This is a genomic window from Pseudonocardia sp. EC080619-01, assembly GCF_001420995.1.
In the GTDB taxonomy this organism is placed as follows: domain Bacteria; phylum Actinomycetota; class Actinomycetes; order Mycobacteriales; family Pseudonocardiaceae; genus Pseudonocardia.
The window spans coordinates 2,239,524-2,253,256 of record NZ_CP012184.1; the positions used below are offsets into that span (position 1 = coordinate 2,239,524).

10 protein-coding genes and 1 pseudogene are annotated in these 13,733 nt (G+C 70.6%); 4 read left to right on the forward strand and 7 right to left on the reverse strand.

Annotated features, from left to right (window positions below; translation table 11 throughout):
• Positions 1–79 precede the first annotated feature (79 nt).
• From groL to AD017_RS10485, 5 genes are all read right to left on the reverse strand, one after another.
• Positions 80–1,768 carry a chaperonin GroEL gene (gene groL, locus AD017_RS10465; protein ID WP_010242490.1) on the reverse strand — a complete coding sequence of 563 codons (1,689 nt, stop codon included), beginning with the start codon at positions 1,766–1,768 and terminating at the stop codon, positions 80–82.
• A 164-nt stretch (positions 1,769–1,932) separates the two neighbouring features.
• Positions 1,933–2,247 (reverse strand): propane 2-monooxygenase effector subunit MimD, encoded by a 315-nt coding sequence (mimD, locus tag AD017_RS10470; protein WP_050802567.1) that lies wholly within the window; start codon positions 2,245–2,247, stop codon positions 1,933–1,935.
• 44 nt (positions 2,248–2,291) lie between these two features.
• On the reverse strand, positions 2,292–3,476 hold the full coding sequence (locus AD017_RS10475) for a toluene hydroxylase (protein ID WP_060574098.1): 1,185 nt from the start codon (positions 3,474–3,476) through the stop codon (positions 2,292–2,294).
• The gene (locus AD017_RS10480; protein WP_029240048.1) at positions 3,476–4,534 is read right to left on the reverse strand and encodes an FAD-binding oxidoreductase; all 1,059 of its coding nucleotides are present in this window, start codon (positions 4,532–4,534) and stop codon (positions 3,476–3,478) included. The genes AD017_RS10475 and AD017_RS10480 overlap by 1 nt, the downstream gene beginning before the upstream one ends.
• A gap of 219 nt (positions 4,535–4,753) precedes the next feature.
• Positions 4,754–6,391: a methane monooxygenase gene (locus AD017_RS10485; protein WP_010242498.1), complete on the reverse strand. Its 1,638-nt coding sequence runs from the start codon at positions 6,389–6,391 to the stop codon at positions 4,754–4,756.
• 536 nt (positions 6,392–6,927) lie between these two features.
• Here AD017_RS10485 and AD017_RS10490 point away from each other — a divergent pair.
• Both AD017_RS10490 and AD017_RS10495 read left to right on the forward strand, forming a co-directional pair.
• Complete coding sequence (locus AD017_RS10490) at positions 6,928–8,760, forward strand: sigma-54-dependent Fis family transcriptional regulator (RefSeq protein ID WP_010242500.1); 1,833 nt, start codon at positions 6,928–6,930, stop codon at positions 8,758–8,760.
• 144 nt (positions 8,761–8,904) lie between these two features.
• The gene (locus AD017_RS10495; protein WP_060574099.1) at positions 8,905–10,008 is read left to right on the forward strand and encodes a gamma-glutamylcyclotransferase family protein; all 1,104 of its coding nucleotides are present in this window, start codon (positions 8,905–8,907) and stop codon (positions 10,006–10,008) included.
• Between the two features lie 60 nt (positions 10,009–10,068).
• Here AD017_RS10495 and AD017_RS36990 read toward each other — a convergent pair whose 3' ends face one another.
• Both AD017_RS36990 and AD017_RS36995 read right to left on the reverse strand, forming a co-directional pair.
• The gene (locus AD017_RS36990; protein WP_369822004.1) at positions 10,069–10,692 is read right to left on the reverse strand and encodes an MFS transporter; all 624 of its coding nucleotides are present in this window, start codon (positions 10,690–10,692) and stop codon (positions 10,069–10,071) included.
• Between the two features lie 100 nt (positions 10,693–10,792).
• Positions 10,793–11,488 (reverse strand): annotated as a pseudogene (locus AD017_RS36995) (MFS transporter); the annotation flags it as partial.
• Between the two features lie 132 nt (positions 11,489–11,620).
• On the opposite strand from AD017_RS36995, the gene AD017_RS10505 reads away from it, so the two are divergent.
• Entirely contained in the window at positions 11,621–12,535 is a 915-nt protein-coding gene (locus AD017_RS10505; protein ID WP_010242506.1) for an ABC transporter ATP-binding protein, read from the forward strand.
• Entirely contained in the window at positions 12,532–13,710 is a 1,179-nt protein-coding gene (locus tag AD017_RS10510) for an ABC transporter permease (protein WP_060574100.1), read from the forward strand. Before AD017_RS10505 ends, AD017_RS10510 begins: the two co-directional genes overlap by 4 nt.
• The last annotated feature ends 23 nt before the right edge of the window (positions 13,711–13,733 follow it).

Here is a 13,733-nt window from a genome sequence, read left to right on the forward strand (position 1 = left end):
CCCGGCACGCGCAGGGCGTGCCGGGCCTTCGATCCGGACCCGCGACCCGGGTCCGGATCGCCGTCGTCGTATGCCGGGGTCAGCCCACCGACGGTCCGAGGCCCATCGACTGCGGTGTGCTCGAGTCCGGGTCGGGCTGCGGGATGCCCTCGTCCAGCTGGCCGAACTCCGTCATGAGCGCCTTGTTCCACGGCGTCTGCTCCTCGGCCACCAGCGAGTTGGTGGTGAGGATCAGGCCGGCCACCGACGCCCCGTTCTGCAGGGCGGAGCGGACCACCCGGAGCGGGTCGATGATCCCCAGCTCGACCATGTTCCCGAAGCGGCCCTCCAGCGCGTCGAACCCGTCGTCGGAGGCCATCGCGGTGACCTGCTTGACGACGTCGTCGCCGTCGTAGCCGGCGTTGGACGCGATGAGGTGCACCGGCTCGGACAGCGCGTGCCGGACGATCTCGACGCCGAGCCGGTAGTCCCCGGTGACGTCGAGGGCGTCGAGCGCCGGCTCGGCGTGCAGCAGTGCCGCACCGCCGCCCGCGACGATGCCCTCGGCGACCGCGGCCCGGGTGGCCTGCAGCGAGTCGTCGACACGGTGCCGGATCTCGCGGGTCTCGGCGTTCGTCGGAGCGCCCACCGAGATGATGGCGGCCTTGCCGGAGAGCCGGGCGATCCGGTCGGAGAAGAAGTCCTCGTCGGTGCCGATGGTGGCCCTGGCGAGCTCGGCACGGAGCTGGGCCAGCCGGTTCTCCAGCGCGCCCCGGTCGCCCTTCCCGCCGATGAAGGTGGTGCTCTCACTGGTCACCCGAACCTGCGAGGCGCGGCCGAGGTGCTCGATGTCGATCTGCTCCAGCGAGAACGACGAGCTCTTGGAGTGCACCTTGCCCCCGCACAGCGAGGCCATGTCCTCGAGCAGGTGGATGCGCTTCTCCCCGAACCCGGGCGCCTTGATCGCGACGGCCTGGAAGTGCCCGTTGACGTGGTTGTGCACCAGCATCTGGAGTGCGGTGCCCTCGACGGTCTCGGCGACGACGACCAGCGGCCGGCGCTCGTTGCGCATGATCCGGTCCAGCACCGGCATGATCTGCTGGACGTCCTTGATCTTCTCCGCGGAGAAGAGGATGTAGGGGTCGTCGACGATCGCCTCGAGGGTGCCGGGGTTGGTCACCATGTAGGGCGACACGTACCCGTTGTCGAACTCGAAGTCCTCGACGAACGAGACCGTGACGCCCGGGATCGGGGCGTCGTCGACGGTCACCACGCCGTCGTCGCCGACGGTGTGGAGCGCCCGCGCGACGACGTTGCCGATCGACCAGTCGTCGTTGGCGGAGATGGCGGCGACGCGGGCGTACTCCTCCTCGGAGCTCACCGGGTGCGAGACGGCCTGCAGCCGCTCCACCAGTGCCCCGACGGCGAGGTCGATGCCCCGCTTGACCAGGACGGGGTTGCCGCCGCGCTCGATCGCGCCCATGCCCTCGCGGACCATGGCCTGCGCGATGACGGTCGCGGTCGTCGTGCCGTCGCCGACGGTGTCGTTGGTCTTCACCGCCGCTTCCTTGAGCAGCTGGGCGCCCATGTTCTCGAACGGGTCGCGCAGGTGGATCTCGCGGGCGATGGTCACGCCGTCGTTCGTGACCTCGGGCGAGCCCGTGATCTTCTCCAGGATGACGTTGCGTCCCTTGGGACCGAGCGTGCTCTTGACGGCTTCGGCGAGCTGGTCGACGCCGGCCTGCAGCAGGTGCCGGCCCTCGGCACCGAAGCGGAGTTCCTTGGCCATGGTGGGAGTCCTCCCGGAGAAAGTTGGTCCAGTGCGCGGGTGCGGATCAACGTGAGCGGCGCCGCACCGCCCGAGCCGGCTCGGGTGTGTGGTGGGGCCCGCACCGGGTCGCTGCGCCATCAGCCCCGGGCGGTACGGCGTCGTGGTGGACGAACGGCCGGGCGTCAGTACACGGGCTTCAGGTCGAAGTCGATGTACTCGGCGGCGTCCTCGGGATTGGCGAACATGATCGTCTTGTCGTCGAGGTGGACCATGCGCCCGTAGTGGGTCGACATGTTCTCCTCGAACTCGGCCGCGTCGAACCAGCCGTCCTCGTGGCCGGCCTCCTCGTCCATCTCGGCGTAGTCGACCTCGAACTTGCCCTTGCCGTCGACGCGGATCATCGAGGGCAGGTGCTGCACGGTCACGTTGTCCTGACGGTCCAGGACGGTCGCGATCACCGAGCCGATCTGGTTGTTCATCAGCGTGAAGCCGCACATGTTCGAGGCGGTGCTGTCCTGCTTGAACGGGCTGTCGGTGCTGGTCACTGCTTCAGCTCCTCGGGGACGTCGAGACCGAGATCGGCGCAGATCCCGGCGAAGCGGTTCTTCGCCCGGTCGAGGGAGTCCTCGAACGTCGGCGGCTTCGAGTCGGACTGGGACCACATCGGCTGCATCGTCCGTGCGGCCTCCAGCGCCTGCGGGACGTACGTCCGCAGCCATCCGCTCATGAGTCCGCGGTTGTGCTCGGCGAACTCGCGGTCCTGGTTCAGCGGTGCGAAGCAGGCGACCGTCCAGCGCAGGTCGCGCTGGGCGTAGTCGTACTCGCCGGCACCCATGACGGTCGGCGTGACGAAGTCGCCGTTGGTGGCCGCGGACTGCATCACGAGGTTCGACCGGAACAGCTCCCCGACCAGCGGCTCGAAGACGCAGTTGGTCGCGAAGATCGCCTCGCCCCAGTCGTCCTGCACCGCGGTGAGCGCCTCGGTCAGCTTGCGGGCGCCCTGCCACTCCGGCGCGTTGTCCCACGCGTCGAGGTGTGCGGAGCCGTCGAAACCGTCGATCTCCTCGGAGAGGGTCAGGTTGTAGAGCGCGAGGTCCTGGGCGAACCGGATCTTGCGGGTGGAGTTGGCGGCCAGCGCCGTGTTGTGCATGTTGGTCGGCGCGGACCGCTCGTTGGACGCGAAGACGTACAGGCCGAGTACGTGCTCGATGTGCATCCAGGCGCCGACGTTGCGCTCGACGAACCGGGCCCAGTTCGGGTTCCAGAGCTCGAACGCCTTCGCGTTGCGGGCGTTCTCGATGTTCTGGGTGAGCTGGCGGACGACGTTCGCGTTGTACCGGTAGAGGGACTGCTCCCATTCCTCGTTCGGATCCCGGAACTCGTGCCAGCCGTGGGCCGGCCAGTTCTTGACGTGCAGGCCGCCGGTCCCGATCCCGCGCTGCGGCTCGGGCTCGTCGACGCCCCAGGCCTTCAGCTTGGTCCAGTGCAGCGGGTAGCCGCCCTCACCGTTGGCGAACCCGTAGATCCAGCCCTGGGCGAGGTAGTGCCGCGGGTCCGGCTGGACCTCGACGGTGGTGTCCTCGTACAGGGTCTGCTTGCGCTTGGCGGGGTTGTAGTAGTTGTAGTGGCGCGCGCTCGAGCTCGAGTCCGGGAACTCCCGCGCCCCGGCCTCCGCGTCGGTGAAGACGGGCTTGGGAACGCTGCGCGTCTCCGGCTGTGTCGTCATCAGGATCCGTCGCCTTCCTGCTCACCGGTGGTGGTGAACCTGTCGTAGAAGATGTTCTGCTCGCTCACGCCCAGCTGGGTGAGCGTCGCGATCGCCGCGTCGACCATCGGCGGCGGTCCGCAGACGTAGGCATCGACTCCCTTCAGGTCGGCCTCGTGTTTCCGGACCACGTCGGTGATGAGTCCGGTCTCCCCGTCCCACTCCGCGCTGCCGGCGTCCTCCGGCTCGGACAGCGCTGGCACGAAACGGAAGTCGGTGAGCTGGGGCGACAGCGCGGCGAGCTCCTTCTCGAAGCACAGGTCACGCACCGTCCGCGCGCCGTAGTAGAAGGTGGCGCGCCGCTCGACCCCGCCCTCCGCCATCGCCCGCAGCAGCCCCAGCACCGGCGCCATGCCGGCCCCGCCGCCGACGAAGATCAGCGGGGAGTTGCGGTTCTGCCGCAGGGTGAACGTCCCGAACGGGGCTTCGACCTCGAGCGTGTCGCCCACCTGGAGCTGCGTGTCGAGGTACTCGGAGAACAGGCCGTCCGGGTAGATCTTGACGACGAACTCGAGCAGGCCGTCCCGGTTGGGGACGTTCGCCATCGAGAACGAGCGGGTCTCCTCCGTGCCGGGCACGACGAAGTCCATGTACTGGCCGGGGAAGAACTTGATCTCGGCGGGCTCCACCAGCTTCACCGTGAGGTGGCGCATGTCGTGGGTGACCGGCTCGATCGAGACGACCTCCACGGTGCCCTTCGTGAGCGGCAGGCCGGACCGGATGATCTCCTCGTCGTAGTTGAGGAGCTCGATCACCAGGTCCTCGTACGCGTGCGCCCGGCAGAGCAGGGTGGAGCCCTCCTCCTTCTCGTAGTCGGGGAGCGCGAACGTCGAGTAGCTGTCGTACTCGATGTCCTCGCCCTCGAGGACGAACGACTTGCAGGCGGAGCACTGCCCCTCCTTGCAGCCGTGCATGAGCTGGACGCCCTGCTCGGCGGCCGCCCGGAGGATGGTCTGGTCCTCGTCGACCTCGATCTCGATGCCGACCGGTTCGAACCGCACGACGTGTTTGTCACCCACGGTCTTCACATCACCTCTCTGGCGCTCCCGCGGAGCGGGACCGCCGCACGACCGACGTGGTAAAAGCGACGAATCGGACAGATAGGGACACACGGGTCCCCGGTGCCCGGGCAGGACGGGCGGGGTGACCCGGCCGGGAAGACGACCTCCCGGCCGGGCCGCGGGAAGAGGGCCCCGTCATGGCGTGACGGGAGCCCTCCCCCCTCGCCTGACCCGCGCTCAGGCGTCGGTGGGCGCGGGCCGGCCCGCGGGGCCCTGGCGGTTGTAGTCCGCCGCGAAGGCCTCGCGCTCCGAGTCGCTCATCTCGTTGAGGATCACGTTCGGGCTCGCCAGGTGCGGCATCCGCCGCATGTGGTCCAGGGTCCACATCTTCTTCGGATCCAGGTCCAGGTGCGGCTGGGCCGTCAGCGTCTTGCCGTCGTCGCGGACGAAGCCCATGTCCTGGACGACGTCGGCCCAGTTCCAGCCGTGGTACAGCGTCTCCCACTCGCGGTGGCCGACGAGCTTGCCCATGTTCGGGGTCTCGCGACCCTGGTACACGGGGCGGAACGCCTCGGCGTCGGTCCAGCGGCAGACCTCGTGGCAGTACGTGCGCCACTGGCCGTCCACCTTGTCGACGACCATGTCCTCACGCACCAGGCACGGGACCATGCAGGTCCAGCAGCGGTGCGGGTACACGTAGTCGACGTCCTCGGCGACGATCGCGTGGTGACCGTTCGGCTTGGCGAGGCGGTTGTAGTTCTCCCACCACTTGCCGTAGCGGTCGTACCAGCCCGGGTACTTGTACTCGAACCACTCGAAGTCCTCGTCGGTCATGCCGTCGATCCGCCAGTAGTTGGCGCACCAGCCGGTGGCGAAGAACTGCGCGACCTCGTGGACGTAGCCCTTGTTCCAGATCTGGTTCCAGGACTCCTCGACCAGGTCGTGCGGGATGACGAGGCCGTACTTCTCGAGCGGCAGGAGGTACGAGCGGTAGTAGTCGTCGTAGATCCAGCGGCGCCACATCTCCGCGTAGGACTCGCGGTCCTTGCGGCGGTCCTTCGTGCCGTACTCGATGAAGGTGCCGATCGCGGCGTCGACGACGCGGTGGTTGTTCCACCACGCGTAGCGCAGGTCCCGCTCGAGCAGCTGGCGGTTGTCCTCGTCCGACAGCGCCATCAGCAGCGTGGCGTAGCCGTTCGAGATGTGCCGGGACTCGTCGGACTGCACCGAGTGGAAGACCGTCGGCAACAGGTAGTCGCCGTTCGCCGCGGCTTCTGCCGGCATCGCCACGAACAGCGTGTTCGTGAACGCCGTCTCCGCGACGATGGTCAGGTAGATCGACGCCGCGGTGATCGCGTCACCGGTGATGAACCCCTCGGCGAACTGGCGGCCGATGGTGCCGCAGTAGTCCGACTGGAAGTTCCGCAGCGAGTTGTTGAACCCCGCCGGGTCGATGTAGTTGTTCATGTACAGGCGCTTGAGGTTCTGCTGGATCGTGCTGTGCCGAACCTCGTCGATCATCTGGATCGCCTGGCCGTTGTGCAGCTCCGGGTTCGGAACCACGTGGAACAGCATCGGCATCGAGCGCGCCGCCGAGATCTCCGGCAACGGGATGATCGACAGGAAGAGCTTCTGCCACTCCAGCCAGCGCTCCTGCACCTGCCGGAACATGTTGCCGCGGATGGCGCCGTCCTGGGCACCGTAGACGCGGTGGTCCTTCTCCTCCTCCATCGGGAAGTACGAGCGCAGGACCTGCTTCAGCGGGTCCTTCTTCTGCGCCTTCTTGAAGGTGTAGTCGGTTCCGTACTTCATGTACGGCTCGTGGTACTGCGGCTCCCAGGAGAGCTCCTGGATCTTCTGGTGCGCCTTCGCCAAGCTCTGCCGACTCACGTCGTCTCCTCACAGTGGTGGGTGGTGGTCGGATTCGGTCCGTGCTGGTCGCGCGTCGTCCGGTGGGCCGCCGTCACACGTCCTCCGCGGGTCCCCGCCGAGCGGGGAGAGTGCGTGCCGTGCGGTCCACCTCGCCCGACCGCCGGACCTCGGGGCGAACGCGGGTGCCCCGGGTGGAGATCGGTCGCGGGAGCGCCGGCCGGAGGTTCGCGAGTGGATCCCGCGGCTCATCGCCGGTCGTCCCGTGCTGCGAATCACACCGGGTCCGTACGGCGACAGAGGTCTCAATATGAGACGCTGCCGCGCCGCCACGTCTGGTGATCTTCCTCTCACGGCGCGTACCGTCGCCGTCACACGATCGTCCGGAGCAGGTCACCGCTGCTCAGGCACCGGACGACGGGTGTGGTTCCCGATCTCGACGCACGGCGAGGAGGCCACGCGTGACATCCCTGCCCGACGGCGTGCGGGGCGGTACCGGAACCGCCGGTCCACCGGGCCCACGGCGCCCCGCGGACGACCCGATGAACGATCTCCTGGCCGCGTCGGCGACGTCGACGACCGCGGCGGAGCGCATCGCGGCCGCGCGCGACGCCTTCCTGCACAGCGACGACGTCGGCGCCGACGTCGTCCGGCCGCCGATCCTCGCCTCGTGGATCCGGTCGCGGGACATGGCCGTGCCGTACGACGCCATCGACCTGCCGGAGCTCGACCGCGAGACGGACAGCCCCCTGACCAGGGCGGCCCGGCCGATCGTGACCGAGCTGTGCGACCAGTTCACCACCGAGCCGGTCAGCCTCATCCTCTGCGACTCCGACGGCGTCGTGCTCGACCGGCGGACCGGGGACTCCGCGCTGGGCCAGCACCTCGACCGGGTGTGGCTGGCGCCCGGTTTCTCCTACGCCGAACGGCACGTCGGCACGAACGGCATCGGGACGGCCCTCGAGGGGCGCCGTCCGACCGCGGTGTTCGGGCACGAGCACTTCGTGGAGCACCTCGAGGACCTGGCCTGCGCGGGCGCGCCGATCCGGCACCCGATCACCGGCAAGATCCTCGGTGTGGTCGACCTGACCTGCTGGCGGCGGGAGGCGAACGCCCTGATGATGGCCACCGCGTCCACCACCGCCCGGCGGATCGAGGAGGCGCTGCTCGCCGCCTCCGGACGGCACGAACTGACCCTGCTGCACGACTACCTCGTCGCGGTGCAGCGCGCCGGGAACTCACCGGTGCTCGCCGTCGGCGACGACCTGGTGATGATGAACGACCGGGCCCGGGAGCTCATCGCCCCCGGCGACCAGGTGCCGCTGCTCGCCGACGCCACCGACGCCCTGCGCACCGGACGCTCCCGGCAGCTGGTGGTGGACCTCCCCAGCGGCGTGACCGCCCGGGTGCAGTGCCGCCCGAGCTGGGCCGAACCGGGATCGGCCGGCGGGGTGCTCCAGGTGACGCTGACCCACCGGGAGACCTCGTCACGGACGCCGGGGACACCGACCATCACCACCGCGCTGCCCACCGCCGTCGGGGCCGGGGCGCTGTGGACCAAGTGTGCGCAGGCCGTGGACCGGCACTTCCGCACCAACGAGTGGGTCGTGCTGCAGGGCGAGCCAGGCTCCGGCCGGACGACGCTCGCCCGGGCCACCCACCACCTGCACTCCCCCGCCGGGCACGTGCGCGTCCTCGACGCCGCCGACTGCTCCCCGCGCTGGCTCGCCGAGGTGTCCGACGAGCTGGCGGGCCGCAGCGGGACCCTGGTGCTCCGCGACATCGACAAGCTGCCGCCGGCCGCGGCGACGGCGCTGACCGACCTCCTGGAACCGCAGCGGGAGTCGACCTGCCACGAGCGCCCGTGGGTGGTGGCCACCCGCGGGCCGGGCGCGGACGGCGTCTCGGAGAGCCCCGAGCTGACCGCGCTGCTGCGGGCCTTCCCCCGCACGATCGAGGTGCCGCCGCTGCGTCACCACGTCGAGGACGTCGCCGAGCTGGTGCCGTACCTGCTGGCCCGGCTGACCCGCGGCAGCGACCTGAGCTGCTCGCCGGAGGCGCTGCGGGTCCTGATGCGCAACCGCTGGCCGGGCAACGTCGAGCAGCTCTACCAGGTGCTGCGCAAGGTCGTGGCGCGCCGGCGGACCGGGACGATCCGGATCGAGGACCTCCCGCCGGAGGCGCGGGCACTGACCCGCCGGGTGCTGACGCCGCTGGAGTCGATCGAGTGCGACGCCATCGTCGACGCGCTGCTCGATGCCGACGGGAACAAGGCCGAGGCGGCCCGGCGGCTCGGGATGAGCCGGGCGACGATCTACCGCAAGATCCGGGGCTACGGGATCGCCGTACCGGAGGGAGTCACCGCACCCGGGTGACCCCCTGCTCCGTCCCGGCTCCGTCCTGCACCTCGCACGGGAACCCGTCGCTCGCAGCAGAACCGATCCCGTGCGAGGAGCGCGGACCCGTGCGAACTGCGCCGGCGCGACACCGGCACCTCTGTTGATCTACGGTCCCTCCGCATGGAACCGGACACTTCACCCCCGTGGCCGGACTCCGCGTTCCCCGCGGACCCGTACCCGGGCACCCGGCCCGACGCGTCGTACGTCCACGACCAGGGGTGTTCGTTCCCGCTCACGGCGGACCCTGCGTGCCCGTCGGGGTGGCGGGTCGAGGACCGGTGCCTCGACGAGTGGCTGGCCGGCCGGGGCGCGCCGCCGTGCGCGGGGCGGGTGCCGGTCCTCGCCTACGGCTCGAACGCGAACCCGTCGAAGATCTCCTGGACGCGCGCCGAGCGCGGGCTGGCCGGGCCGGTCGTCGTCCTGCGGGTGCGGACGGAGGGCCTGGCCGCGGTCTGGTCGGCCGGGTACCGGGTGGTCGACGACCAGCGCCCGGCCACGCTCGCCGCGGTCCCGGGTGTCGTCGAGGAACACGCCGTCTGGCTGGCGGCTCCGGAGCAGTTCACCGCGCTCGACGTCGTCGAGGGGCGGTCGGCCGACCCGCCGCGGTACCGGCTCGCCCGGGTCGCGACCGGCGGCGTCGTCCTCGTCGACGGTGACGGCACGCTGGACCGTCCGTACGCCTACGTCGCACCCGTCGCGCCCACCGGGGACGAGCGCACCGACCGGCGTCCGCTGCTGGTGGACGGGGCCCCGGTGCGGTGCTCGTCGCTCGGCCAGGACGCCGCCCGGACGCTGTCCGGCACCCCCGGCGACGACGGGCTGGACGCGGCGACCGTCGACGGCGTCCCGCACCCGGACGGCTGGCCGGCGCGGGTGTTCGTCTACGGGTCCCTGATGCCCGGGCAGCGCGCCTGGCCGCTGATCCGGGAGCACGCCGCGCCGGAGGTCCTGCCGCAGCCCGGGTTCCTGCCGTCGGGCTCGGTCTCCGACACCGGGCACGGGTACCCGGCGCTCACCCTGGACGGTGGCCCCGGTGTCCCGGGCTACGTCGTCGAGCTCGCCGACCCGGTCGCGGCGCTGCCGTCGCTCGACGCCTACGAGGGCCCGGAGTACCGGCGGGTCCGGGTCACCGCCGAGGGCGGCGCCGTGCGCTGGGCCTGGTCGTGGATCTCGTCCGCCGACGGGCTCACCGCGCTGCCGCTCGGCTGGGCCGCGCGGAGCTGACACGACGACGGGCCCGCCTCCGACCTGCGGAGACGGGCCCGGTGAGTCGTGCGGGACGGGTCAGGAGCTGCCCTTCCCCGCCAGCTTCGCCTGCTGCTCGGCGAGACCGGGGACGTCCCGGCCCTTGATCGACACGCCCTTCGTCTCGATGACGAAGTACAGGGCGAGCATGCCGATCAGGCAGGCGCCCATCATGTAGTACGCCGGGAACAGCACGTCGCCGGTCGCCTCGACCACGCTCTCATTGACCAGCGGCGCGGTACCGCCGAACGCGGCCGTCGCGACGTTGTAGGAGATGGCCATCCCGGCGAACCGGACGTGCGTCGGGAACATCGCCGGGAAGGTCGCCGAGATCGTCCCCAGCTGCAGCAGGTAGATCAGGCCGAGTACGGTGAACCCGACGATCGCCCAGGCCAGACCCTGCGCCATCAGCATGTACATCGGGATGGCGAGGACGAAGATGCCGACCAGGGATATCCCCCAGCACGGTTTGCGCCCGATCCGGTCGGACAGGGCACCCGCGAACGGGATCAGCAGCATCATGATCGCCTGCCCGACGACGGCCAGGGTGTCGGCGCTCGCCGAGTCCATCCCGATCGTGGTCTGCAGGTAGGTCGGCATGTACGTCAGCAGCGTGTAGTTGATGACGTTCAGCGCGATGACCAGGCCGAACAGCGCGAGGATCGGCTGCCAGTAGGACGATGAGGTCCTTCAGCGCCCCGGTCGCCGCCGACTCGGACTCGCCGGCCTCCTCGAGCTCCCGGAACACCGGGGTGTCCTCGAGCTTGGTCCGGATGTAGAGACCGATCATCGCCAGCGGGAGCGCGATCATGAACGGGATCCGCCAGCCGTAGTCGAGCATGGCCTGCTCGCCGATGGCGGTCTCGAGGCCGAACACGACCAGCACGGCCAGCGTGAAGCCGGCCAGCGTGCCGAACTCCAGGAAGCTGCCCCAGAAGCCGCGCTTCTTGTCCGGGGCGTACTCCGCCATGAAGGTGGCCGCGCCGCCGTACTCACCGCCGGTGGAGAAGCCCTGGACGATGCGCAGCAGGAACAGCAGCGCCGGGGCCGCCCAGCCGATCGTCTCGTACGACGGGATGACGCCGATCAGGAACGTCGCGATACCCATCAGGATGATCGTCATCGACAGGACGCGCTGCCTGCCGATCCGGTCGCCCAGCGGGCCCCACACGAAGCCGCCGAGCGGTCGCAGGATGAACGAGATCGCGAAGCCGAGCAGCGTTCCGAGATAGCCCAGTTCGCCCGGGAAGAACGCGTTCGTGAGCTCGACCGTCAGGTACGCGTAGATGCCGTAGTCGAACCATTCCGTCGCATTACCGATCGCCGACGCGGCGACCGCCCTGCGCAGGACCGATGGCTCGACCTCGTCCTCCGCCCCCTGCTGGCCTGGGTTGGCCGGGACCGATGTCATTTCGGTACACCCCCCATTCGCACAATGCTCCCGCAACCGGAGACGCATTTTCGTTACACGATCGACACAATCTCCGCGCTATTGCAGTCAACGGAGCGTACAGAGCGCAATGATCCGTTGCCACCCCACGCGAGCGTCGCTTCGCGGTGCGCGGCACGGGGTCCGTGTAGCGTCCTGCGGGTGCTGGCGATCGAGGGGCTCGCCAAGCGGTTCGGCACCGTGACGGCCCTGGACGGCGTGACGTTCGAGGTCCGGCCGGGTGAGCTGTTCGGCTTCGTCGGCGGCAACGGCGCCGGCAAGACGACGACGATGCGCATCGTCCTCGGCGTCCTGGAGCCCGACGCCGGAACCGTGTCGTGGCGGGGCTCACCGATGGACGCGGCCGTCCGCCGCCGGATCGGGTACATGCCCGAGGAGCGCGGGCTCTACCCGAAGATGCGGGTCGCCGAGCAGCTCGTCTATCTGGCCCGGCTGCACGGCATGTCCCGTGCAGCCGCCGTCGCGGCGGTCGAGCTGTGGACCGGGCGGGTCGGGCTGGCCGCACGGCGGGGCGAGGAGGTGCAGAAGCTGTCGCTCGGCAACCAGCAGCGGGTGCAGCTCTGCGCCGCGCTGGTGCACGCCCCGGACGCCCTCGTGCTCGACGAGCCGTTCTCCGGACTCGATCCCGCCGCCGTCGACACGATGAGCGAGGTCCTGCGCGAGCAGGCCGCCGCCGGGATCCCGGTCATCTTCTCGTCACACCAGCTGGAACTGGTGGAACGGCTCTGCGACCGGGTCGGCATCATCTCCGAGGGCCGGATGGCCGCCGTCGGCTCGGTCGGGCAGCTGCGCGAGGGCACCGCCCCGCGCTACGACGTCACCGGGCCGCCCGCGGGCTGGGCCGACGCGCTGCCCGGGGTCCGGGTGCTGGGCACCGACGGCGACCGCACGCGGGTCGAGCTGGAACCCGGCGCCGACGACCAGAAGCTGCTCGCCGAGGCGCTCGCCGCCGGTCCGGTCCGCGCCTTCGGGCCGTACCGGCCGCCGCTGACCGAGCTGTACCGCGACGCCGTCGCCGACCGGCCGTCCACGCCCGGCTCCGGGACGGCGTCGTGACCGGCACCGCGGGGATCGTCGGGCTCGTCGCCCGGCGGGAGATCAGCACCCAGGTCCGGTCCCGGACGTTCCTGATCGGGCTGCTGCTGATGATCGTCGTCTTCGGCGGGTACGGCGCGGTCTTCGCGTTCGTCGGGTCGCAGTCGTCGACGTCCTCGCTGGTGCTGGACCCGGCCTCGCGGGAGCTGCGCCCGGCCCTGCAGGCCACCGCGGACCGGACGGGCGCCGGCCTGACCCTCACCGAGGCCGGCAACCGGCAGACCGCGGAGTCGATGGTCCGCTCCGGCGAGGCGGACGCGCTCCTCACCGGTGGTCCCGGCGTGTACCAGCTCGTCGGGCTCGACGACGTCCCGCCGGGGCTGCGCACGCTCGTCACCGACGTCGTCGAGCAGGAGACCGTGAACGGCGCCCTGCGCACGGCCGGGGTCGATCCGGAGCAGGTCACTGCCCTGTCCGGGGTCGGGGTCCGCACACTGGTGCCGCCCGACACCGAACGCGGCCAGCGCGTGGGGATCGCGTTCGCCGTGACGTTCCTGCTGTTCTTCTCCGTGACCGCCTACGGCGCCGCCGTCTCGCAGGGGGTCGTCGAGGAGAAGTCGAGCCGGGTGGTGGAGCTGCTGCTGTCGACGATCCGGCCGCGGCAGCTGCTGGCCGGCAAGATCCTCGGGCTCGGCCTGGTCGGGCTGCTCCAGCTGCTGGTCCTCGGCACGATCGGGACGACGGTCGCGCTCGCCACCGGCGTGCTGGCGGTACCGGCGCTGCTGCTCGGGACGCTCGCGTCGGTCGTCGTCTGGTACCTGGTCGGGTTCTTCCTGTTCGCGACGCTCTACGCGGCCGCCGGTGCACTGGTGTCCCGCCAGGAGGAGCTGCAGTCGGTCACCGCACCGCTCGCGGTCCCGCTGCTCGTGCCGTTCCTGCTGGCCGTCGCGATCCTGCCGACCGACCCGCGCAACCCGCTGACGACGGTGCTGTCGTTCGTGCCGTTCTTCTCCCAGACCCTGATGCCCGCCCGGGTCGCGCTCGGCGTCGCGGCGTGGTGGGAGGTGCTGGTCGCGCTGGTCCTGGCCCTCGCCGCACTGGCCGGGATGGTGCGGCTCGCCGCCCGCGTCTACCGCAACTCGATCCTGCGGACCGGTTCCCGGGTGAGCTGGCGGGAGGCGCTGTCGCGCTCGTGAGTGGTCGTCGCGGTCCTGACCGA